The 24,646-nt window shown below is 37.5% G+C and carries 20 protein-coding genes; 9 read left to right on the top strand and 11 right to left on the bottom strand.

Features of this window, described 5'->3' with window-relative positions:
• Positions 1-1,683 precede the first annotated feature (1,683 nt).
• Entirely contained in the window at positions 1,684-2,538 is an 855-nt protein-coding gene (gene thiD / locus ACFIJQ_RS00980; protein WP_375628079.1) for a bifunctional hydroxymethylpyrimidine kinase/phosphomethylpyrimidine kinase, read from the bottom strand.
• 129 nt (positions 2,539-2,667) lie between these two features.
• Between thiD and ACFIJQ_RS00975 the strand changes: the two genes are divergently transcribed.
• The 3 genes from ACFIJQ_RS00975 to ACFIJQ_RS00965 all read left to right on the top strand — a co-directional run bounded on the left by ACFIJQ_RS00975 (position 2,668) and on the right by ACFIJQ_RS00965 (position 6,738).
• Positions 2,668-3,474 carry a lysophospholipid acyltransferase family protein gene (locus ACFIJQ_RS00975; protein ID WP_375628077.1) on the top strand — a complete coding sequence of 269 codons (807 nt, stop codon included), beginning with the start codon at positions 2,668-2,670 and terminating at the stop codon, positions 3,472-3,474.
• A 693-nt stretch (positions 3,475-4,167) separates the two neighbouring features.
• Positions 4,168-5,259, top strand: a complete 1,092-nt coding sequence (locus ACFIJQ_RS00970; protein ID WP_273787578.1) for a D-alanyl-D-alanine carboxypeptidase family protein — start codon at positions 4,168-4,170, stop codon at positions 5,257-5,259.
• Between the two features lie 417 nt (positions 5,260-5,676).
• Positions 5,677-6,738 (top strand): GTP-binding protein, encoded by a 1,062-nt coding sequence (locus tag ACFIJQ_RS00965; protein WP_273787577.1) that lies wholly within the window; start codon positions 5,677-5,679, stop codon positions 6,736-6,738.
• Positions 6,739-8,260: 1,522 nt separating this feature from the next.
• Here the strand turns inward: ACFIJQ_RS00965 and ACFIJQ_RS00960 are convergent.
• The 3 genes from ACFIJQ_RS00960 to ACFIJQ_RS00950 form a co-directional block, all read right to left on the bottom strand.
• Positions 8,261-9,010, bottom strand: a complete 750-nt coding sequence (locus ACFIJQ_RS00960; RefSeq protein ID WP_375628075.1) for a L,D-transpeptidase family protein — start codon at positions 9,008-9,010, stop codon at positions 8,261-8,263.
• Between the two features lie 38 nt (positions 9,011-9,048).
• Complete coding sequence (locus tag ACFIJQ_RS00955; protein WP_375628073.1) at positions 9,049-10,005, bottom strand: acetyl-CoA carboxylase carboxyltransferase subunit alpha; 957 nt, start codon at positions 10,003-10,005, stop codon at positions 9,049-9,051.
• A gap of 78 nt (positions 10,006-10,083) precedes the next feature.
• Entirely contained in the window at positions 10,084-11,022 is a 939-nt protein-coding gene (locus ACFIJQ_RS00950; RefSeq protein WP_375628071.1) for a site-specific tyrosine recombinase XerD, read from the bottom strand.
• 260 nt (positions 11,023-11,282) lie between these two features.
• On the opposite strand from ACFIJQ_RS00950, the gene ACFIJQ_RS00945 reads away from it, so the two are divergent.
• From ACFIJQ_RS00945 to ACFIJQ_RS00930, 4 genes are all read left to right on the top strand, one after another.
• Positions 11,283-11,915, top strand: coding sequence for a shikimate kinase (locus tag ACFIJQ_RS00945; protein ID WP_026500165.1), 633 nt, complete (start codon positions 11,283-11,285; stop codon positions 11,913-11,915).
• Positions 11,890-13,023 (top strand): 3-dehydroquinate synthase, encoded by a 1,134-nt coding sequence (gene aroB, locus ACFIJQ_RS00940; protein WP_273787572.1) that lies wholly within the window; start codon positions 11,890-11,892, stop codon positions 13,021-13,023. The genes ACFIJQ_RS00945 and aroB overlap by 26 nt, the downstream gene beginning before the upstream one ends.
• Positions 13,024-13,439: 416 nt before the next feature.
• Positions 13,440-13,835 (top strand): MliC family protein, encoded by a 396-nt coding sequence (locus tag ACFIJQ_RS00935; protein WP_273787570.1) that lies wholly within the window; start codon positions 13,440-13,442, stop codon positions 13,833-13,835.
• Positions 13,836-13,852: 17 nt separating this feature from the next.
• Complete coding sequence (locus ACFIJQ_RS00930) at positions 13,853-14,245, top strand: MliC family protein (RefSeq protein WP_375628069.1); 393 nt, start codon at positions 13,853-13,855, stop codon at positions 14,243-14,245.
• 16 nt (positions 14,246-14,261) lie between these two features.
• On the opposite strand, the gene mnhG is transcribed toward ACFIJQ_RS00930, so the two are convergent.
• The 7 genes from mnhG to ACFIJQ_RS00895 form a co-directional block, all read right to left on the bottom strand.
• Positions 14,262-14,672, bottom strand: coding sequence for a monovalent cation/H(+) antiporter subunit G (mnhG, locus tag ACFIJQ_RS00925; RefSeq protein WP_015857092.1), 411 nt, complete (start codon positions 14,670-14,672; stop codon positions 14,262-14,264).
• Positions 14,669-14,950, bottom strand: coding sequence for a K+/H+ antiporter subunit F (locus tag ACFIJQ_RS00920; protein ID WP_273787568.1), 282 nt, complete (start codon positions 14,948-14,950; stop codon positions 14,669-14,671). The genes mnhG and ACFIJQ_RS00920 overlap by 4 nt, the downstream gene beginning before the upstream one ends.
• Positions 14,947-15,432, bottom strand: a complete 486-nt coding sequence (locus ACFIJQ_RS00915; RefSeq protein ID WP_273787567.1) for a Na+/H+ antiporter subunit E — start codon at positions 15,430-15,432, stop codon at positions 14,947-14,949. The genes ACFIJQ_RS00920 and ACFIJQ_RS00915 overlap by 4 nt, the downstream gene beginning before the upstream one ends.
• Positions 15,429-17,051, bottom strand: a complete 1,623-nt coding sequence (locus tag ACFIJQ_RS00910; protein WP_273787566.1) for a monovalent cation/H+ antiporter subunit D — start codon at positions 17,049-17,051, stop codon at positions 15,429-15,431. Before ACFIJQ_RS00910 ends, ACFIJQ_RS00915 begins: the two co-directional genes overlap by 4 nt.
• Positions 17,051-17,392, bottom strand: a complete 342-nt coding sequence (locus tag ACFIJQ_RS00905) for a Na+/H+ antiporter subunit C (protein WP_015857096.1) — start codon at positions 17,390-17,392, stop codon at positions 17,051-17,053. Before ACFIJQ_RS00905 ends, ACFIJQ_RS00910 begins: the two co-directional genes overlap by 1 nt.
• Positions 17,392-20,313, bottom strand: a complete 2,922-nt coding sequence (locus ACFIJQ_RS00900; RefSeq protein WP_273787565.1) for a monovalent cation/H+ antiporter subunit A — start codon at positions 20,311-20,313, stop codon at positions 17,392-17,394. Before ACFIJQ_RS00900 ends, ACFIJQ_RS00905 begins: the two co-directional genes overlap by 1 nt.
• A gap of 231 nt (positions 20,314-20,544) precedes the next feature.
• Positions 20,545-21,042, bottom strand: a complete 498-nt coding sequence (locus ACFIJQ_RS00895) for a BA14K family protein (protein WP_273787564.1) — start codon at positions 21,040-21,042, stop codon at positions 20,545-20,547.
• 167 nt (positions 21,043-21,209) lie between these two features.
• Between ACFIJQ_RS00895 and ACFIJQ_RS00890 the strand changes: the two genes are divergently transcribed.
• Both ACFIJQ_RS00890 and ACFIJQ_RS00885 read left to right on the top strand, forming a co-directional pair.
• A complete protein-coding gene (locus ACFIJQ_RS00890; protein ID WP_273787737.1) occupies positions 21,210-22,307 on the top strand; it encodes a carboxynorspermidine decarboxylase in 1,098 nt (365 codons plus the stop codon).
• Between the two features lie 53 nt (positions 22,308-22,360).
• Entirely contained in the window at positions 22,361-23,599 is a 1,239-nt protein-coding gene (locus ACFIJQ_RS00885; protein ID WP_375628067.1) for a saccharopine dehydrogenase NADP-binding domain-containing protein, read from the top strand.
• The last annotated feature ends 1,047 nt before the right edge of the window (positions 23,600-24,646 follow it).

The raw sequence follows: 24,646 nt of genomic DNA, 5'->3' as shown, positions 1-24,646 counted from the left end.
TCTGTTACTGATAATTATAAAAAACTCGAAAAAGCAAATATTTAAAACTACAGTTATATCATAGTTTGTTAGATGGTTAGTCTGTTAGTCAATTAATAGAAAAAATCTTCGCTTTATACAATAATCAAAGGAGCATCAAAACCCTTTTAAAGGTCCTTTATGTATATTGTTTCTTTTTTTATATCACAGTTGATGATGAGAAATCTCTCACGCTAATTGTATTATTTTTACACGAAATAAACTGTTTTCACCTACTATTTGAATAAATTAAGTTTTTGAGATTTCTGGAGCATCATTTGAAATGACAAAAGAAATCTTCCCTTGTACTTGTGCAAACAGCGTGAACATCCTTTGATAATTCTCTTGCTTGAACAAATTCTTATCCAGAATAATCTTCAACACAAAAATAAATCAATAATTTGATTCATAGAGGTAATTTATCATTATTCATATTAAGCAATCGTCTCAAATATCATAGGATTATCTCATTTCAAATCTCTATATATTAAATCACTCACAATCATCTGCTTACACATCACAAGCGGAATTGACGTATCAATAAAATTCACTTGAAGAAAGGAATAAAAGTTCTTCTTATAAACGCTCTAAAATACTAAAGCTTATCGCAACATTGGGAGCTAAAAATAGTATAGGGGGTACCCCTTTCACCTTAAAAACGTAAAAATGGGAAGCATAATAGCTTTACACTTCATAGAGGCTTTAGACCATTCACGAACGTTATTATAAAATGGATGTGACACACCTTGAGAGAAATCTCTTTAAAATAAACATGTTAATTAACAATATAAGTGCATTCTATTTGAAGCATACTATTTTACGTGAGGAACATAACTTCAATCAACGTAAAATAAGGCGTTGAACAGTCATAGTGCACAATAAAATCAGATCAGTTTAAATACTTAATGATGAAATCCATTAAATGACAGAATAAAAATTCAAGTTTGAAAAGATTAAACTACACGCTACAGATCTATTGAAGCTCCGATTGTGCAATCGACTACCTTCTTGCTAGAACTAAATCACTATAAATATAAAAACCTTAAATCCCACTCTAAATCCGTAAAAGTTTCTAGATCTTGCTGTATTAAATGTTGAAACTCCTCATGGCTGCTCATCTGAAACGCCAATAATTCCATAAAGCAGTTCCATAAAAAAAGGATAATGACGTTGTAATATCCGAAAAAATTCACTTCATCACCTAAAAGATCATTGATAACTCCATCAGGACGTATCAATTTCTATTTAGAAAACCCTACCCATGCCGACAAAAACTCTGTAAATGTTAGATATATTCAATAATTTTTATAACGATTTTGGCTCATCCTGTTTTGCCACCAATGTAAGAAACAGCAAATATAGTGGAATCAGCCAGCTTTAATATAGTCTTGTAAAAAGTCTTTCCTTCTACTCTTTTTGCTATAAAATCATGATTTTACAATTCCTTGCTCTCTTTTTTATACTCAAAATTGCCTCTGAAACAGGATAGATTAATCGTAAAAAATATATAAAAGAAATGAATTATAACATTTTTTTCTCATCCTTCTTAATACAAAATAACTGTTAAGATACAATGCGCTAACACTTATCAGTCATAAGTTCAAAATAGCATATAATAATGAAACAAATTCATAGAGTGAAGATTTTTCACAATCAATTATTGTATTAATCTTTCCATAATGCATAAAAATGATGAAGCGGCCCTCGCCCTTTCCCTACTTTTAAAGCATTTGAGGCAGTTAAAGCGCCATGCAAATAATCTTTTGCTTGTTTAACAGCGCAATCCAGAGGTTGGGTAGGTAACAGAGCTGCAATGGCGGCAGAAATGGTACACCCTGTCCCATGATCATGAGTGGTTGAAAGACGAGAAGCTTCAAGTATAACAAGGTTTTCACAATCACAATAAAGATCTGGACTAGAACAATCATAATTTTCTGTACTATTTCTGGTAAGCGTATTCAAATGTCCTCCTTTTAACAAAACTGCATGACACCCTAGTGCCAAGAGTCGTGGAGCATATTGATACATAGTCTCTAAAGACCATTGCACTTCATCTCCCAATAACAGTGCAGCTTCAGGCAAATTTGGCGTGATTAAAGTTGACATCGGCACAAGAACATCACGCATAATTTCAATTGCATCAGACTTTAAAAGAACATCACCACTTTTTGCAACCATAACCGGATCAAAAACAATGGAACGCGCTTTATGATAAGCAAGACGTTCTGCAATAACCTGTGCAATCTGAGCATTTGCAACCATACCAATTTTAACGGCATCAACATGTATATCCTCAAAAACAGAATCAATTTGATCTGCAACAAAAGAAGCATCTAATGCCTGAAAAGAACGCACACCCTGAGTATTTTGTGCAACAACAGCTGTAACCACACTCATACCATAAGTTTTCATAGCTGAAAAAACCTTTAAATCCGCCTGCATTCCAGCGCCACCAGAAGGATCTGTTCCCGCAATAGATAAAATCCGTGGAATAAAAAGTTTATCTTTTTGTAATTCCATCAACCTCTTTCCTTCTGTTTTTAAATATCGGAAAATGAGTTACCGAAAAAATAGATGCTTGAAAAAACATAAAGAAGATGTTTTCTCATGTGAATTATATTATATACGAAGTCTTCTTATAGATATAAAATGGAAAATGTAGTGCTTATCCTTCGTTCTATTCTTTTTACGTTCGCTTTTTATACAACAACTTTCATACAAATGATTCTTTACGCTCCCGTTTATTTTTTAATGCCCCGCAAAAAGGCATGGATTGTCCCTAAAACATGGGCGCGCGTTACACTCTTTTTGCAAAAATACATCGCAGGTACAAGTTATGAGATTGAAGGTTTAGAAAATCTTCCCAAAGGAGCCTATATCATTGCTCCAAAGCATCAATCGGCTTGGGAAACTTTCAGTCTTGTTCCCTATTTAGATGATCCCACTCTCATTTTAAAACGTGAATTGATGTGGATTCCATTGTTTGGCTGGTATATGGCAAAAACACAAATTATCCCCATTAACCGTACAACGCCCATCAAAGCCTTAAAAATGGTTATACAAAAAGCAAAAGAGAAAGTAAAACAAGGGCGCCAAATCTTGATTTTTCCCGAAGGAACACGCCGACAACCCGGTCAAGAACCAGATTATAAGTCAGGAATTGTCGCGCTCTATAATGAATTAGGGCTTCAAGTTGTGCCCATTGCACACAATGCGGGTTTATATTGGCCACGCAATAATTTTCGCCGCTATCCCGGAACAATTCGTGTCCGTATTCTTCCCCCGATAGAAGCTGGTTTAAGCAAACGTGATTTTCTAGATCAACTTGTCCAAAAAACTGAAAAAGCGTGTGATGAACTGCTTCTCTTAGCAGCTCAAGATCCTACCCCTCCTCCTATGCCACCATACGCTGTTCAAAAGCTTCAAAAACTAAATCATCATGAAACAATGCACTGATTGATCAGAATAATGCATCACTTTGTATATTGAGCAGAGTATATGGAACAAAAATATAAGAAAGATACTTCAAACTTTCTAATTCAAAATTATAAAACACATGTACATTACAAGAAATGATTGATGTGTGAATTTTTTTGAGAAAGAATTCTTCTTCTCTTTAAAATCGTTTAAATAACATAAATCATATTGATTTATAAGGATATTTTATCGTTATTCAACTTGAATGAGAACCCTGAATACCGTAAGATTCTCTCATTTCAAATCTATTCCATTTTGAATCAATTAGAATCTTTTGCTTGCACATTACAAGCAGGGATATCTGTGTGAATAAAACGATACAAGAAAAGATTAAAATGCTTTTTACGACCCCTCTCAAGTGCCAAAGGCTGTCCTAACAGGAGGACAAGAAAAATGTATGATTATGCCGATTCGTTCCTTCCTAAGAAACATCAATCCCCCAAGAACCTGAAATCTTGTACAATCTTCATTATTTAAAAAGTATTTCTTGAGATACTGTAAGTCATCAAACCAAATTCAAGGGGAAAATAAAAATGAGTATTGGTTTTTATCTCCGAGATACAACGGATACAGCAATTAACCATCTTTCCTTCCTAACCTAGACTTAAAAGCTTTGTGTGCTACATTAAAACAATTCTAAATAACGAATAAGAAGGAACTAGATTTAAATTAATGCAACGTCTCTTCTATAATTTATTTTTTTCTGTGATTTTGAGTTTATTCAGCGCTGTTGCTCTAGCGCAGCCTTTTATTTCTGTTGATGTTACAACGGGGCATATCTTAAAACATAATCAAGCTTTTGAGCGTTGGTATCCTGCTTCCTTGACAAAATTAATGACCGCTTATGTTATTTTTCGTGCCATGAGCCGAGGGGAAATTTCACCAAACAAACATATCACCATCAGCGAATACGCCGCAAAAGCTCCCTCATATCGTTCAGGCTATAAAGCTGGTTCTGTACTCACACTTGATACAGCCTTAAGTATCACCATGGTTAAATCTGCCAATGATTTAGCCATTGCCATGAGTGAAGCTGTTGCAGGTTCACAGAAAGATTTTGTACGTAAAATGAATAGCGAAGCTAAACGTTTAGGCATGTTTGGAACGCATTTTGCGAACGCAAGTGGTTTACCAGACCCTCAAAACTACTCCACGGCGCGCGATATTGCTCTTTTAGCCGTTCAAATACGTCGAGAATTTCCGCAATATGCTCATTATTTTTCTATTCCAGCCATTGATTTTGGTCATAATCGAAAAATCCAGCATAACTCAAACAACCTCATTGGCCGTTTTTATGGAATAGACGGTATGAAAACAGGCTTTATTTGTGCCTCTGGTTTTAATCTTGTTGCCTCAGCCACCCGCAATAAACGTACAATTATTACTGTCATTCTAGGTGCTAACAACATAACTGAAAGAGAAGAAAAAGCTGCACAACTTCTTGAAACAGGATTTTTGCACCAAGGAAGACCCCAATTAACACTAGCAACATTAAAACCTTATGGGAGAAATATAACACAAGCCAACAATATGAGACAACAAACATGCACACCTGAAGCCATAAAAATGCATGCAAATTCATATGATGATCAAGGAAATATTATTCTCACCTCACCTTTTATCACTGCTCCACCTCCTTTTTCTCATCCTTTACCAGTACACCTCATTCGTACGCCAAAAACACCTAAAATAACAGTAAAGCCACTAAGAAAGCCCCATGGTTCGTATAAAAGACGCGCAAACCATTCTATAAAAAAGCCATAAATCATAATCTACGATTAATTATAATACTTTGATTTATAATGATAATTAATTATTTTGTATCTTATGTTAGAACCACAAATGTTGTAAGATTCTCCCATTTCAAATCTGTATTTGTTGAATCAATAAAAAACCTGTTTCTTGCACGTCACAAGGTAGAGGAACATGTAGATAAAATAATTAAAACAAGGAATAAAAATTCCTCCTATAAGTTCTTTCAAGAACCAAGAATTATCATAACATTGACGCTAAAAAAGTGTATGATATACCCCGCATACACCTACCTTTATAAGTGTAAAGATAGTGGTACAATGGATTTCATAGGGCGTTAACCATTATATCCCTCACGGACACCATTATAAATTGGTTAAACGTACTGAAATATGTTTTTTTAAAACAAAACCACGGTTGATGATTAACATGAAAATAAAGCGCATCCCTCTCACGCTTATTACTGGTTTTTTAGGCTCTGGCAAAACAACTTTGCTCAACCGTATGCTACAAGACCCTCTTTTAACAGAATGTGCTGTTATCATCAATGAATTCGGCGAAATCAGTATTGACCACCTTCTAGTTGAAAAAACGACAGAAGGAATTATTGAGCTTGCCAATGGTTGCTTATGCTGCAATTTACGCAGTGATCTCATCGACACATTAATTGATTTAATAAATCGCGTTCAAACAGGACAGATCAAACAACTCAATCATATTATCATTGAAACCACAGGGATGGCTGATCCCGCCCCTATTTTACAAATACTTTTAAGCCACCCGTTATTTATTCAAACATTGTCCATAAATGCTGTTCTTGCAACATTTGATACACTAAGCACACTTTCCATATGTGAGCGCTACCCTGAAATATATAAACAATTAATATTTGCTGATAAAATTATTCTCACCAAAACAGATCTTAGAGACCCACAAACGCTTTCAGATACGCTTTTTAACACACTTAAAACGATCAATCCTACAGCACAAATCATTGACGCCCATTCTGAAGATTTTTGTTCAAATCTGTTAATAAATAACACATTATGGGATGAAAAAGTAGAAAATACAAAACTTAAACAAAATCTTACGACTACCCCACATGATCATCCCCCCCATAAAACCATTCGTACCTTTTCACTCAACTGTGAGGGTCCTGTTGATTACGCCACAATTGAAGCTTTTTTAGATCTCCTACAAGAGCGTTATGGTACAAAACTATTACGTATTAAAGCAATTATCGCACTGCATGATGACCCTTATCGCCCACTTGTATTACATGGCGTACAAACATTTTTTCATCCTCCCATAAGATTGCCAGCATGGCCAAAAGGAATAAAACAAACACGTTTTGTCATCATTGCCGATGGTGTTGAAAAAGAAGCAATACAAAAGCTCCTCAATGCTTTCTTTAATAAACCAGCAATAGATACTGCAGACAAAACAGCTCTCTTAGAAAATCCTCTAGTCATTCCAGGAATAAAATTTTAATTTTTTCTCCCCTTCAATGATATAACATTAAATTCATTGGCACCACCATCTTTATGCTTTTAAAGAAGCAAACCAGCATCATCACACACTTTGCTAATCCCCAATGTCGAACAGCTCTTGGCACTTGAGACAGTTCATAAAAAGCGTTTTAGTCTTTTCTTGCACAGCTTTACCCCCGCGGCTATCCCCGTTTGTAATGCGCAAGCAAATGGTTTTAATTGATTCAACATGGAGAAACTTTGAAACGAGAGAATCTTACGGTATCCAAGATTCTAATTCAAGTTGAATAATGCTAAAAATATCCTTATAAATCAATATGATATAAATCTATAAACATTCCTATTCAAGTTTATTCACATAATGGAATAAAAAATAAGAAAATACACATTTTTAACAATGCGTTCTAAACAATAATGCCTCCCATAAAATTATTCGTACCTTTTCACTGAACGGCAAAATCACTATAGACTACCACAATTGAAACTTTTTAGCTCTCTTACAAAACCGCATGACGCAAAATAACTACGTATTAAAACACTCCAGCGCTAACATATTACCCTTATCTGTAAAATAGTCACCCTCACACAAAATAGAACATCATTTTATCGCGAATTCACGCACTCGTTTAAAAACACCGTCTCTCAATACGCATCATTCCTATTTCAAGACGCTACCCATAAATAATATAATACAAAATTCTCCATCTTTACTCTATAAATATGCAAACTGGTAGCCTCATACTCTTGCCAGTTAAAAATGTTTTAGAAAACTTGGCACTTTAGAGTACTCATGAAAACTATCTGTGCTCTTTTCTTTAAGAGTTTTATTCACATGCTAATCCAATTTTATGGTGTGCAAAAAATGGTTTAGATTGATTCATTATAAACAGATTTTAAGATAAAAGGATCTTATGATATTGAGTCCCTCAATTCAAACTGAAGATAATAAACTGTCATTGTAAATCAAATTGTTATGATAAAAATTTTAATACCCATAAATCTGTAATCAGATTGTTTTCTCTCTAAATGCACTTCATCTGCGAACCACTTCATGTGACTCATTTCACAAATCGATTGGATAAATTCTTGGTTCTAAAATGTTCTGTTCAACTCTATATTTACTCCAGCTAAGTGAAATCAAAATCCCTGTTAAGAAAAAAACAAAATCATACAGAGGCAATATCGCATTTTAAAATGTATGAATATATCTTATATAGTAGCACGACGAGATAATATTTTACAGCATGAAAGAAATAAAAAGAGAAGTACATTTTATATTAACTTACTCTTCACTAAAAATGAAGATTGATACCAGTACCGATGTGCAAACAATCCAACTTCTTTGAGAAAATTCCTCTTGGCTTCCCACTTCATCTAATTTACTTACATAAGACTCTATGAAAAAATTCTAGGCTTTAAAAGATTGACTACTCACTTAAACACCGTATGCGTAAAGTTTTTGCATATCCTGTATCGCCATTTATAAGTGATAGTGTCTACGGTGCAGCAGGATACAATAACACTCACTGTATTAGAGAAACTGAAGTTTTATCAATATCGCGATTAAAAACGTAACGTTTTCCATAAACTTCAACAGTTGGAGGCTGACGATTTTTTTCAAAAAAATCATAACCTTTCTTAAGCATAACCCAGAATTGATAATGAGGATCATTGCTATGACGTAACATATTATCCTCGGTCATGCGGAAAGGAAAAGCCTGCAACTGAAACTCTCTTTGTCCTCCTTTAAAAGCATCCCGTGCAAACGCATAAATCTGAGCCATATTCTTATCACTCATAGAATAACAACCTGCGGAAAAGCAAGAACCATGCACCATAAGATTGCTTCCTGTACGACCATTTTCCTGATCATAAAGGTTAGGAAAACCTATATTAAAGGAAAGATAATATTTTGAATACGGATTCATTTGGTTTGCACTAATAGTATAAAAACCTTCTGGTGTCTGAAGGTCCCCTTCCTTATATTTAGGTCCAAGCTGCCCCGACCATTTACAAATGCCATAGCGAGCAACCAAGATAAAAGGCCCTGAACGAGATTGCTTCCAAACTTCAGCAAGATTTTCTTCCTTGAAAAATCGCATTACAATTGGTGCATAAGGATCAATATCGTATAAAGCCATTCTGTTCTGGATTTCTTGTGGCAACGGCTGCTCAACTTTGGCACGAATAGAAGCTGGCAATCTTCCTCCACATGCCGTCAATATTCCCACTACAAACAACACACACACAGCGAAGAATCTGCTAAATGTCATCGAATAAAACTCCAATCAATCCCCTCACAAAAAATAACCTATGTTAGAGATCGACCAATTTGAAGGTATTTTTCCCTTCGTTCTTGTTTAAGAACTTCACCATCTTTTCCAACCATAGCTTTTAAAGCCTCTGAAATAACATCACCCGTTGCATCAATGACAATCTCTTTGCCACGATGCGCTCCCCCTAAAGGTTCCGAAATAATGCCATCAATAATCTTTAAGCGATACAAATCTTGAGCGGTAATACGCATATTCATTGCAGCATCTTTTGCACGAGCTGGATCACGCCATAAGATAGAAGCTGCTCCTTCTGGTGAAATAACAGAGTAAATTGCGTGCTCCAACATATAAACTTTGTTGGCAGCCGCAATTGCTATCGCTCCCCCTGAACCGCCTTCTCCAATAACAACCGAAACTACAGGAACTTTCAAACGCAAAGTTGCAGCTGTTGATTGAGCAATTGCTTCCGCTTGCCCACGTTCTTCAGCGCTTACCCCAGGATAAGCACCTGCTGTATCAATAAAAGTGAGGAGTGGCAAACCAAAGCGGTCAGCCATTTCCATAATACGTACAGCTTTACGATATCCTTCTGGGCGCGCAGAACCAAAATTATAGCGCAAACGTGTTTGCGTATCGTGACCTTTCTCTTGACCGATATAAGCAACTGCTTCTCCCCTAAAGCGTGCAAACCCAGCTTGAATAGCCTCATCTTCAGCAAACTTGCGATCTCCTGCCAAAGGTGTAACATCACTCAATAGGCGTTTAGAATAGTCCATAAAATGGGGACGATCAGGATGACGAGCCACTTGTGTTTTTTGCCACGGCGATAATTTTTTATAAATATCGCGCAACGCTGTTTGAGATCGCGCTTCAAGACGAACAATCTCATCGCTCATATCAAGACTGCCTTTTTCCTGAGAAATTTTTTTTAATTCAAGAATTTTCCCATCAAGATCAGCAACTGGTTTTTCAAAATCAAGATAATTATACATTTGTACCAACTCATTCAGTGTCACTTATACACTTATATTTTGCTTTATAAAGTCTTTTTCAAAAACATCACCTTTTCTTTAACGAGCCTTTTGCTCATCGGCAAGTGGATGATGCTCATTAACTAAACGATAAAGTCCCTCTTCCAACACATGCGTATAAATCTGAGTGGTAGCAATATCAGAGTGACCTAACAAATGTTGAACTGCACGCAAATCAGCACCATTTTGCAAAAGATGACTAGCAAAAGCATGGCGCAAAACATGGGGAGAAAAGCTATCACTTTCTATTCCTACCCTTCTAGCGAGATTTTTCAACTCCCGTGCAACAACTTGACGCGCAATATATCCTGTCTCGGAATTCGCAGGAAAAAGATAAGGACTTGCGGCATCCTTTCCCTGATCACGTAAATTTAACCACTGCAAAAGAACTTGATATGCTTTTTTTGATAACAGCACCATTCGTTCTTTTTTGCCCTTACCACGAACCAAAATGCTGTATGCTTTCCCCCGAACAGCCTGCACAGGCAAACTCACCAATTCACTAATACGCAATCCTGTTGCATAAAGCATTTCACTCAATAGCTGAAGACGCAATGCACGCAGATAATCCTTAGACCCATAATCTGCTTGATTGACTTCTAACTGTGCTAAATCAAGCAATTTTATCACTGCATCTTCACTCATGATTTTGGGCAAAGGACGCCCCTGACGAGGTGCATCAATATCATGAGAGGGATCATCTGCTCTCAACCCTTCAGCATAAAGGAATTGATAAAACTGACGCAAAGTCGATAAACGGCGCGCTTGCGACGATGCCGCAAAACCAAAAGTATGCATAAGCGACAAAAGAGCAATTAAATCTTCTTTTTGTGCTGAAAAAAGCGAAACAGAGTGTGAAGACAATTCGTCTTGTGCCCACTGCAAATCATGCTGATAAGCCGCAAGCGTATGAGGTGAAGCCCCTCTCTCCGCGCTCATCATCTCAAGAAAATGATCTATCACAGCACCACTTTTCATTTCATTGATTCGCTTCCGTAGAAAGATTCCATGAATCCAAGGGAACATCGATGTACATATCCACAGTTACTGGTTCAACCCAAACCACAAGAGCACCCATTATAATGAAAAGAACAGAAAGCAAAATGAAAAGAATCATCAAAAATCTGGTCAATGTTGGCATAAGATAATAACCTACCCAAAAATATTCTATCTCGTATTATGCCTCACAAAGATTAACAGGAATTGACTTTAAGATGGATAAATGCCGAAATAAAGTTATGAAAAGCAATCGACCAAAACGCGTCCCCATAACACAAATAAAGAATCAGCTCTTATCGTCCCTTGATAAAAAAGCACTTGTCCTTGTTGGTCTTATGGGAGCAGGCAAATCAGTGATCGGAAAACGCGTCGCCACCATGCTCCGTTTACCCTTTTATGATTCTGACCAAGAAATTGAAAAAGCTGCGCAAATGACAATCACTGAACTCTTTGAAATTTATGGTGAATCAGAATTTCGTGCTCTTGAACAGCGTGTTATTCTAAACCTCATAAAAAAAAGTCCCCTTGTTTTAGCAACAGGTGGTGGTGCCTACATAAATGAAAATATCCGAAAAGCCATTCACCAAAATGGTATATCCATATGGCTAAAAGTCGATCTTGATATCCTCATGCAACGTGTCTCAAAGCACCCAACACGCCCCCTGCTTCAAACAGCCAATCCTAAAGAAACCATGCAAAAACTCATGGAACAGCGTTATCCTATCTATGCAAAGGCAAACTTAACAATTAACAGTCATAAAGAAAGCCGTCATACCGTAGCACAAAATGTTATACGATCTGTACAGCACTACCTATACACAGAAATTAACAATAGGGAAAACCAGCATGCAAACAAAGACCGTCACTGTTAAACTGGACAAACACTGTTACGATATCATCATTGGTCCGAGTCTGATTGCCCAAGCTGCTTCACAGATTAAACATGCTCTTAACAAAAAAGATCCTCATCCAACGCGCTTGGCACTTGTTACAGATACAAATGTTGCTTCTCTTCATTTGGAGATATTACAAGCAGAGTTAACAAAAAATAAAATTCATACTGTCCCTATTATTGTAGAAGCGGGAGAACAATCAAAATCATTTTCAACCCTGCAAGTTGTCATCGATCAAATTCTTGCTGCGCGTTTAGAAAGAGGCGACTGTGTTATTGCTTTTGGCGGTGGTGTCATTGGCGATCTAGCAGGATTTGCGGCAAGTATAATCCGCCGTGGTATGAACTTCATTCAAATGCCCACAACGCTTCTTGCACAAATTGATTCCTCCGTTGGTGGAAAAACTGGAATCAATAGCCAATATGGTAAAAATCTTATTGGTACTTTTTATCAACCGCAATGCGTTATTGCTGACACATGTCTTCTTGATACCCTACCACCGCGCGAATTTCGTGCTGGTTACGCAGAAATGGTCAAATATGGACTCATTAACCAGCCTAATTTCTTTGAATGGCTTGAAAAAAATGGACAAGAAGTCTTTTCTAATGGCCCTATGCGAACAGAAGCCATTGTCCGCTCATGCCAATTTAAAGCTGCCATTGTAGCACGTGACGAACAAGAAACAGGAGAGCGCGCGCTCTTAAATCTCGGACATACATTTGGACACATGCTTGAAACAGCAACGGCTTATGAATCAAAGCGTTTAATTCACGGTGAAGCTGTAGCAATTGGAATGATTCTAGCGCATCAATTTTCTGCTCAACTAAATTTGATAAGCCCCACACTTACACAACGCATTGAAGCACACTTTAAATCTATAGGGTTGCCTACACAATTAAAGGATATCCCAGGGAACTTACCAGATGCTGAAACTTTAATGACTCTCATTGCCCAAGATAAAAAAGTTTCGCAAAACAATTTGACCTTCATCTTAACACGCGGACTTGGTCAATCATTTATTGCAAAAAATGTCTCTCCGGAAGCAGTTTTGACTTTTCTGGAACAAAAATTAGCAGAAATTCGTTAATTCATATTGAATATAATTGATTCGTTTTTATACTTCTATTAAAGGAATAAGTATGATGATGTCTGCGTAGCTCAGTAGGATAGAGCACAGGATTCCTAAAGAAATTGGGCATTTTGAGGAGAAATCCTCAAAGTGAATCTGCTCAAATTCGGGGAAAGCTTCATGGGAGACTATATGCCAATCCCGAGCCAAGTCTCTCTTCAAATGAGAGAAAGGTGTAGAGACTGAACGGGCAGCACCTAAAGAGCAAAAGCTTCAAGGTGAAGAGACAGTCCAGACCACAAACAGCCTATAAGGCTGGCGGTGAAAATCGAAGTGGTATGAATCCTGGGGTCGCAGGTTCGAATCCTGCCGTAGACACCATCGTATCAATCAAATTATTCTTTGTGCGCAATATAGGAATATAGGGAAGCATCATGAAAAAAACTTTACATATTTTAGGATTTTTCACCGCTTTAAGTTTATCAATCTTCAGCTCAAACAATAGCTTAGCTGGTTCTTTTATCATTGAGGTACCAGACAATCCAGAGCCAAAAACTGAGACCATTACCTACCAGTGCGATACTGGAACAAGTAAAGAGCGCGTTGAGGCAGTCTATCTTAGTGCTGACAATATTTCGTTGGTTGATTTCAAATGGAACGGTGATCGTGTCATTGCTGCTAATGTCATCGCGGCGTCAGGAGCAAAATTTGCAGGAGCTCAGTATATCTGGTGGGAGAAGAACAAAGAAGTCATGCTTTATGACCTTGCTCAGGATCCAGAAGAAAAAAAACCTATCCTCTGTAAAGATGAGTCAACATTATTATTTTAAATAACACGGGAAATATTATGAAAAAAATTTCTTTTACTAAACAATTTTTCATTACTTTAAGCGTGTTCCTCCTAGGTTCAATTAATGCATTAGCAAGTTCTTTAGTCATTGAAGTACCAGATGATCCAGAACCAACAACAGAGACCGTCTCCTATCAATGCGATATGGGAACAAGCAAAGAGCATGTTGAGACAACTTATCATAATGCTGGCAATATTGCGCTTGTTGATTTAAAATGGAACGGTAAGCGCATCATTGGTTCTAATGTAATTGCCGCTTCTGGAGGAAAATATGTAGGTGGTCAATACATTTGGTGGATAACTAAAAATGAAGCCATATTTTACGATCTTATTAATGATCCAAAAGAAGAAAAGCCCATCCACTGTGTAGAAGAAAAAAGCACAGAATAAGGAAGGTTCTTACATTTCAAGAACCGCGCTGGCTCTCATCGCTTGATGTTCCTTCTGACGTAGGTAACTTTTCCTCCGTCTGGTTTAATAAAAGAGCCAGCGGTTTTTCTGACTGTTCTTCTGAATGATGTCGATAAGCTGCTGTATGTGAGAGCAACATAGAAGCTACCGGTGCTGTTAAAAATAAAAAAAACATCAGCAACACTTCATGAAAAACAAAATAATGGTCCACAAATATTGAATAAAGAAATGAAGAAATAAGAATGCTACCAACGCCCCAACTCGTACATACTGAAAGCATATGCAAACGCTCATAAAAACTGGAAAAACGCACCAAACCTATCGTTGCGATCAGTGTCAATCCAGACCCTAATATTAAGAAAACCGTGATAGCAATAGCCACCACAAGCGATACGTCATCTTTCATTCAATAATCTCCCCCCGCATAAGAAACTTCGCTAAAGCGATGCTTGAGACAGACCCCAACAACCCAATAATGAGAGCAGCAACAAAATAAATGGTTGTTCCTGAACGTATATCGAATGTAAGAAACAAAAGAACAGTGGTTATATAAAGAGCATCCAAACCAACAATTCTATCCTGTGCCCGTGGACCACGAATCAACCGAAACAATGCGAAGATCACCGCCAAACTTAAAAAAAACTGTGAAAAGAAAAGCCCCCAATAAAGGATCACCATACTCATAAGAAAATCTCCAAAAGTAATTGCTCATACCGTTGTTTTATCAATCGTTGATAATTATATCCTTTTTTTAAATTTAAGACATGGAGCAAAAGCTCACCCTTTTTACTATTATAGGCAACCCAAGCCGTTCCAGGAGTTGCCGAAAGGATGCACGCTAAAATAGCTAAAGCAGTGCGATTATGAAGCAGAAGAGGCACTACAATAAAGCCAGATCGCTGTTTTCGAGACCTTTTTGTTAAAACAAACCAAGCCACCGAGATATTTGAGGATATAGAATCTATTAAGACTCGAAAAATAAGACGAAAAACCGCACTCCAGCTTTTAATAGCAACCTTCTCCGGCTCAAGGAGCCGTATCATCCAACCACAAAACAAAGCGGTTATAATGGCTAAAAGCAATTGCCCTAAACTAAAACCATTTAAAATAAGCCACATAAGGACAATGACACCACTGAAAAAAGGAGAAGGACAAAAACGACTCATTTATTCATCTCCCTCTTTTCGAGAGAAAAATCCGTTAAAACGCTCCCAATATAATTCTGAGGTTCATACAAAGTCTTAGCAGTTTCAGACATATAATGACTAACAGGACCGGCTACAATTGTTATAAGAAAACACAAGGCAAGAAGAACAGCAATAGGCGCAAATTCTATCACCTGCACACGGGGAACGCGACCTTCAAGAGAAACCCAAAAAGTTCGAATCCCCGTTCGTGTCAGTGCAATCAAAGCTGCAAAACCTGAGAGGGTGACAAAAACCACAAAAAGCCAATCATGATAAACCGGAAGAGAAGCAAAAAAATCCTCTCTACTATGGTTTAAAACTGCCATGAACATCATAAGTTTAGCAACAAAACCAGAAAAAGGTGGCAATCCAATAATCAAAATGGCACAGATACCAAAACAAGCCCCAAGAATTGCCAAGGTTACAGGGAGATATGTGCCAACTTCATCTTCTTCCTCCTCTTCATCGTCACCATAAACCTCCATTGTGACAGCCAGAACATTAGCAGCCACATCTTGACAGCGTTCAACCAACTCTACCAAAAGAAAAAAAGCTCCCAGTGCTAAAGTTGAAGAAACAATATAAAAAAGTGCACCTGCTGTCAGTGCTGCATTGCCAATCCCTATTGCTGCCAACAATGTACCAGAAGAGACAAGAACACTATAAGCTGCCAAACGCACCAAAACTTGGCTCGCTAATATCCCAATAAAACCAAAAATCAAAGTGGCAAGCCCACCATAAAACAAAACGGTATGACCAAAATGGTTAAAATATTCACTTTCAGGACCAAACCACAGCAGCGTTAAACGTAAAATAATATAAATACCCACCTTGCTCAAAAGCGCAAAAGAAGCTCCAACAGGCGCTACTGCTGCGCTGTAAGTTGGCACCAACCAAAAATTAAGCGGCCACATACCAGCCTTAAGCAAAAAAGCAATACCTAGAAGTGCAACACCTACTTCGAACAAAACAATATCTGTAGAAGATATATATTTTATTTTAACAGCCAAATCGGCCATATTAAGAGTACCAGCAACTCCATAAATAAGTGCTGTACCAACTAAAAAAAGTAATGAAGCAACAAGATTAACCACGACATAATGCAACCCTGCGCGCACGCGTGCCTGACCAGAACCATGCAAAGCAAGCCCATAGGAAGCTGTTAACATAACTTCAAAAAATACAAATAAATTAAATAAATCACCGGTCAAAAAAGCGCCATTTATCCCCACCATAAAAAATTGCATCAGTGACTGAAAATGAGAACCCGCTTTGTACCAATGAGCCCGCGCAAAAACCAGTACGCTAGTCACCAACAAGCTTGAAAGTAAAAGCATCATGGCGCTTAAACGATCAAGGACCAAAACAATTCCGAAGGAAGAGGGCCAATTGCCAAGCCGATAAACATCACAAGCCGGCGCTATTTCAAGAGTACGTATAATTAATAAAACAGCAATAACGACCGACAATCCCGCCGAAAAAAGACTAATCAATGATTTAAATTTCGAACGCCGTTCATCATAGAAAAGCAGAGCAGCTCCAGTGATTAACGGCAAAAGAATAGGCAAAATAAGGAGATGATGCACCCCTACTTCCATCACTGCACCTCACGTCCATCAACGTGATCTGAACCCGTTAAACCGCGTGAAACCAAGAGAATAACTAAAAATAAAGCTGTCGTTGCAAAACCAATCACAATCGCAGTTAAAACCAAGGCTTGAGGAAGAGGATCGACATAATTAGCTGGATTAATAACAGTAGTAGGATCAACAATTGGCGCGGCATTACTACGCGGTCTACTCATTGAAAACATAAAAAGATTGACACCATAGGAAATCAAAGACAAACCAAGAATGACTTGAAAAGTGCGTGGACGTAAAATAAGCCAAATTCCTGATCCAACAAGAATACCAATACCTAAAGAAAGAACAATTTCCATTAATTTTCCTTCTCTTTCAAAACAGGTTTCTTACCGATTCGGTAACTCCGAATTGACTGGTGTGCAAGTGCAATTAAAATGAGAACAGTTGCTCCTAACACAAGAGAAAGCACACCAAAATCAAACAAAAAAGCAGATGCCATGGGAACTTTTCCAATTAACGGAAAATGAATATATCGAAAAAAGGATGTTAAAAAAGGATATCCAAAAAACCAAGAGCCCATCCCCGTTACGACTGACAACAATAAGCCAAAGCCCATCCAACGCAAAGGTAAAACTCTCAAATGCGTTTCCACCCACCGAATATCGCGTGCAAGATATTGTAAAATAAATCCTATCGCCAAAGTAATACCACCGACAAATCCACCTCCTGGCAGATCATGCCCTCGCATGAATAAATAAATAGCAAAAGCGATAATAATCGGAAAGAGCCAACCCATAATAACAGCAGGAACAGCTAAATAATTCAACACTGTATCTCCCACATTTCGATTAGGCTGTGCCATATCAAAGGCTTTCTGGACACGTTGCTGAAAAGGTGCATCAATACTTTCAGGGGCAGGACGAAACCGCCGTAAAAGGGCAAAAACAGTGAGTGATACAACACCCAAAACGACAATTTCTCCCATAGTATCAAAACCACGGAAATCAACCAACAACACATTCACAACATTGCGACCACCAGCATCAGAGTAAGCCTTGGTGAGAAAAAAATCAGAAATCGTCGTACCTTGAGGACGTGTCATCACTGCAAAAGAGAGCCATGCTACACCAGCACCTCCCACAAGGGCTATGATAAAATCACGGATACGACGCAAGCGCACGAAAAAACGAACAGGCGTTGGTGTAGGATTATGCAAACGTTTAGGCAACCACCGTAAACCAAGCAATAATAAGACGACTGTAACAACCTCAACAACTAATTGTGTTATTGCTAAATCAGGAGCAGAAAGCCATAAAAAGGTTGCACAAGTCATCAAACCAGCTCCCCCCGACAACATGAGTGATGCAAGACGATGAAACTTTGCTTGCCAAGCAACTAAAAGCGCACATAATCCGCCGACTAACCAAAGAGCAAGAAAAGGAATATCAACTGGAAAAAGCGGTAACGCCCCCGCTGAAATGAAACCATCGCACCAAAGTAAAAGACCAACAAATGCAAAACACACCCAAAAAATCCAGTGCAACTGTATCTGCAAACGGCGTGTTGATAAAATAGATTCCACCGCACGAGCCCATTTCCAAGAAATAATCACGAGAATGCGTTCAAAAATACGCGGTCCATTTAAGTGACGAAAAAAAGGTGCTCCATCATCACAGGATAAAAAATAACGGTGCCCGACAGCGTAGAGCAATCCGCCTCCTAATAACGCAACAAAACTCATTACTAATGGAGTATTGAACCCATGCCAAACGGCTAAACTATAAGGGATTGTCATTGATCCTAAAACAGACACGACCGCGTTATCTAAAATAGGTCCTATTGTTAAATTAGGAAAAATACCAACTGCTAAACAAATAAACACCAAAAGCTCCATTGGTAAACGCATGAAATGCGGTGGTTCATGGGGAATTTTGGGTAAATTGACAGGTTTTGGTCCTAAAAAAACGCCATGAATAAAGCGTATAGAATAGGTTACACTAAACAAACTAGCCAGCGTTGCTACATAAGGTGCAATCCAATCGAGCCATGATTCCATATGCGTTTCAACAGCTTCAGCAAAAAACATCTCTTTCGATAAAAAACCATTCAACAAGGGAACTCCAGCCATCGCTGCACTCGCAACTAAAGCGAGAGTTGCTGTAATAGGCATAAAGCGATAAAGCCCTGACAATTTACGCATATCACGTGTTCCCGTCTCGTGATCAATAATACCAGCAGCCATAAATAAAGAAGCTTTAAAAGTAGCATGATTAGCCATATGGAAGATCGCTGCAACACAAGCAAGTGGACTACCAAGGCTTAAAAGCGTGGTAATCAATCCAAGATGACTAATAGTCGAGTAAGCAAGAAGCCCCTTCAAGTCTTGCTGAAACATGGAAAAATAAGCACCAAGAAGCAATGTCGAGAGTCCTGAAAAGCCAACTAGCCAAAACCAAGATTCTGTCCCAGAAAGCACAGGCCATAAACGAACAAGTAAAAACAATCCCGCTTTTACCATGGTTGCTGAATGCAAATAAGCCGATACGGGGGTTGGAGCAGCCATCGCATTAGGCAGCCAAAAATGAAAGGGAAACTGCGCACTTTTTGTTAATCCCCCCAATAAAATACAAATAAGGACAGGACTATAAAGAGAACTTGATCGGATCATATCTCCAGACTGCAGCACCTTATCCAAATCAAAACTGCCAACAATATACCCAATCAATAAAACCCCAATAAAAAGAGCAAAACCGCCAAAACCTGTGATCGTTAGAGCCATACGCGCACCCTCACGCGCACTTGCATTATGGTACCAATAGCCGATCAACAAAAAAGAAAAAATGCTGGTGAGTTCCCAAAAAATAACCAAAAAGACGAGATTGCCTGATAAGACTATTCCCGTCATTGATCCCATAAAGGCCAAAAAAAAGGAAAAAAATCGCGGTACAGAATCTGCTGGATCCATGTAATAACGTGAATAAATGACAACAAGCAGCCCAATTCCTGTAATGAGCAAGCAAAAAAGCCACGACAAACCATCTATACGGAGAATCAAATCGCTCCCCCATTCTGGAAGCCAAGAAATATCTAACCGCACTACGTGGTTTCCGCGAACTTCCGGATAAAGCATTATTGTAAAAATAAGACAGAAAAGTGCAACAATCCCAGCAAACCACGCTTCATTATTTTTTGCTGTCGAGCGAAAAAAGCCAATGATAGCACTTCCACAAAAGGGAAGCAAAACGAGCAATATCAACATTGCTTCCCGTGTTGTCATTCTTTCAACTCCATCCTGTCCTTAATATTTTGTCATCGACAAAACAAAAACTTATATCCTCACCCCCCATTCCACACTTAATGATAATAAGATTTAATAAAACTTAAAAGTATTTAAATTTTTCAAAAAAAACGCTTGCATGAAAATGCTGCGCACCACGCAAGTTTTCTCTTTATTGTAAGAACAATAACGCCCACGACAAGAAGCAATTAAAAATTTATTTAATAATTTCTATCCTTTAAAAAAGCGTGATAAACACTGTTTACGCCCCCCGTGAAAAGGCTGAAAACTATTATCATTTTTATTATAAGAGCGATAACGCGCACGACAAGATTCAATATGTTGTTTAAGCATCCATGGCTCTTTTTTTTCTAATTTTTCCGAAGAAGACGTTAAAAACACTTTTTTAGCATCTGGTACAACTTTTAATGATGCGCCTTTTGTGCTTAAGTGCGGTGACGTAACAAATGCCACTTCAGGATACCACCAATTATCACTATATTTACGATAACCACGCCGATAATGACGATAACCTTTAAAACCATTAAGTTCTCTACGCCCCGTAAAAATCAAAGGCACCGAACTATCTTGGACAGAAGTCTGAGTAACCAGTTTGGCTTTAGCATAACTCCTATTTTGCCCCCAATTAACAAGAGTAGTTGTTATAATGAAAAAACTGCTAACCAATACAAAAGCTAAAGCATAATATAATTTTTTTTTCATACTCATAACGCAAAACTCAAAATAATAAACAACAGTAATTACAGAAAGCCTTTCTCTTGCTAGACAGAAACAGATTCTTTTCTTAAGACTCTTTTTTCTTGAGACATTCTGTTACTCTTTGTACTAAACGTTGATCTTGGTAATAAGATCCTTCAAAAAAGAATGAATAAATGATGATAAAAACCCCCTACTATCTTATAGACAAATCGAAACTCATCAAAAACATGCAAACAATTTCTCGTTTACGGGAAATGTCTGGAGCTAAAATTTTACTTGCTTTGAAATGTTTTGCCACATGGAGTGTTTTTGATTTAATGTCTGAGTTCATGGATGGAACCACATCATCATCCCTTTATGAGCTGCGTTTAGGAAGAGAAAAATTTGGCAAAGAAACACATGCTTATTCGGTTGCTTGGGCCGATCATGAAATTGATGAAGCCTGTAGCTATGCAGACAAAATTATCTTTAATTCCATTCAACAGCTTCAACGTTTTTCTAAAGCTAGCAAAACCATCCAACGGGGTTTGAGGTTAAATCCAGGAATCAGCGCATCCAATTTTGATCTTGCCAATCCCTCCCGCCCTTTTAGCCGCTTAGGCGAAACCAATCAAAGCGCTATAAAAGAAGTTCTACCCCTCATCAATGGCCTAATGATCCACAACAATTGCGAAAATGCTGATTTTAATCTTTTTAACCAAATGCTGAATCACATGGAAGAAAAATTTGCAGAACTTTTTTCTGCTGTTGACTGGATAAGCCTTGGTGGCGGAATCCATTTTACCGCTGAAAATTATCCTTTAGAATCTTTCGCAAAACGTTTAAAACAATTTTCTAAAACCCATGGTGTTACTCTTTTTCTAGAACCAGGAGAAGCTGCTATCACCAAAAGCACCACATTAGAAGTCAGTGTTCTTGACACATTGTATAATGAAAAGAATCTTGCCATCGTTGACAGCTCAATTGAAGCACATATGCTTGATCTTCTCATTTATCGTGAAAATGCCAAATTAGAACCCAATCAAGGTCCCCATGAAATCATGGTTTGTGGAAAATCTTGTCTTGCTGGTGATATTTTTGGAACATTTCAATTTCAACAACCTCTTAAAATAGGCGATCGGCTGTCTTTTCAGGATGCAGCAGGTTATACAATGGTCAAGAAAAACTGGTTTAATGGCGTTACAATGCCTGCTATTGTTCTCAAAGAATGCGATGGTACACTAACACTTCAACGCCAATTCAGCTATAACGACTATCAGAAAAGCCTTTCATAAAGATCAACCATAAAAACGTCATACAACAGTATTAAAAAGGAGATGAACCTACAATGAAAAAAAATGTTCTCATTATTGGTGCTGGAGGTGTTGCACAAGTTGTTGCACACAAATGTGCTCAAAACAACGATATTCTTGGTGAAATTCATATTGCTTCACGAACACTCAAAAAATGTGAAGCCATCATTGCTTCTATTAAAGAAAAAAACACAATGAAAGAACAGGGTGTTCTCAAAAGCCATTCGCTCAATGCCATGAATGTAGAAGAAACTATAAAGCTCATCCAAAAGACCAAATGCGAAATTGTCATTAATGTTGGTTCTGCCTTTCTTAATATGTCTGTTCTTTCAGCTTGTATTGAAACCAAATGCGCTTATATCGACACAGCGATTCATGAAGACCCCTTGAAAATCTGTGAAACACCTCCTTGGTATGGCAATTATGAATGGCCTCGGCGTCAAGAATGTGAAAAAGCTGGTATAACCGCTATTTTAGGAGCAGGTTTTGACCCAGGTGTAGTGAATGCTTACGCAGCATTAGCGCATGATAATTATTTTGATAAAATCACAGATATTGATATTATTGATATTAATGCCGGAAATCATGGGCGTTGGTTTGCTACAAATTTTGATCCAGAAATTAACTTCCGTGAGTTTACAGGACAAGTATGGTCATGGCAAAATAAAAAATGGACTTCCAATAAAATGTTTGAAGTCAGCCATGAATGGGATCTTCCCGTTGTTGGAAAACAAAAAGCCTATATGACAGGACATGATGAAATTCATTCATTATCGAAAAATCTCGATGTGGAGAATGTCCGTTTCTGGATGGGATTTGGTGAACGTTATATCACTGTTTTTACGGTTCTAAAAAACCTCGGACTCTTATCCGAACAACCGATTAAAACGGCAGAAGGTCAAGAAGTCGTGCCCTTGAAAGTCGTGAAAGCCGTCTTACCCGACCCTTCCTCTCTCGCCCCAGACTACACAGGAAAAACCTGTATTGGAGATCTTATTAAAGGCGAAAAAGATGGAAACCCAAGAGAAATTTTTATCTATAATATAGCCGATCACAAACAAGCTTTTCATGAAACTGGAGCACAAGGCATTTCCTATACCGCTGGCGTACCAGCTGCTGCTACAGCCCTTCTCATTGCTACAGGCGAATGGGATGTTAAGACTATGGTCAATGTAGAGGAATTACCACCCCACCCTTTCCTTAAATATCTTGATCGTATGGGGCTTCCCACTTTTATAAGAGAACAACAAGAGGATAAAAAATTAGAATTTTAAATTTATACCTATAGAAAGCATATGCTTGATTTTTTAAGTTATCAGAAAACTGCCCAATGAAAACAAACTTAATATTCTCATGTAATTATGGTTTTCAAAAAAATTTTAGCTATTCGTTATATTTTGGCAACATTACGATTTCTTAACAACCTTAAAGAAGAGACATATCATCTTTCTAAGACATAACAAGCAATGATCAAGAAAAACAGAGAAGCAAAAACTAATTTAATCACACTGTATAACTTGTCATTATCATCAAAAAGATAGTGTGATAAAGAAAAGATATAAAAATACCGCTCTTTTAAAAAAGAGTGGTATTTTGTAGAGTATTCAATCCCTCCCCTCTTTATCTTAAATGACAAAGATCCTTAACCCACTCCAATCATTAAACAATTAAATTTCTTTGAGCGAATTCTTCTTGGCTTCCCTCTTCACATGATTCATTTTCATATATAAAACATTGATTTATAACAATAAATATCATTTTCAACTTGATTCATAACGCTGAAAACTGTAATATTCTCTTATCACAAACTCTCTCACATTGAATCAATTAATATCTTTTGTCTGCACATCACAAACAGAGCAAGCGTGTGAGTAAAAATAAGAAAAGAATAAAAATTTCTCTTATAAAAACTCTCAAATAATAAAGAGCTTTAGCAATATTGAGAACTGAAAAAGTGCATTATAATGTCAGCGTATACGTTTAACTAAACATAAAGATGATGATGCACAAATAGGTCTTATAACAATTTGAATGAATTTTATATATTTCAAGAGGAACTTTACAGCCATACCATTCACGAGCACCATCGTGAAGTAGGTTTGCGCATTTTGAGAGATGTGTTCTTAAAACAAAGCACGCAAATAGGCTCAAAACCCTATCCTAAATATTTTATAATAGTATAAAAACCACCCCATATGTAAAACTTTACATAAACCAACCAAACACCACCGCTCTAAACGATAATGCACAACAGGATAATCAATAAAAACTACACAACTGAATTTTAAAACAGTAATTATCGAAAAGCATACAACAAACGG

This window comes from Bartonella sp. TT67HLJMS (assembly GCF_042193375.1).
In the GTDB taxonomy this organism is placed as follows: domain Bacteria; phylum Pseudomonadota; class Alphaproteobacteria; order Rhizobiales; family Rhizobiaceae; genus Bartonella; species Bartonella grahamii.
The sequence above is the reverse complement of the archived record's forward strand: the minus strand, read 5'-3'. Positions and strand labels throughout refer to the sequence as shown.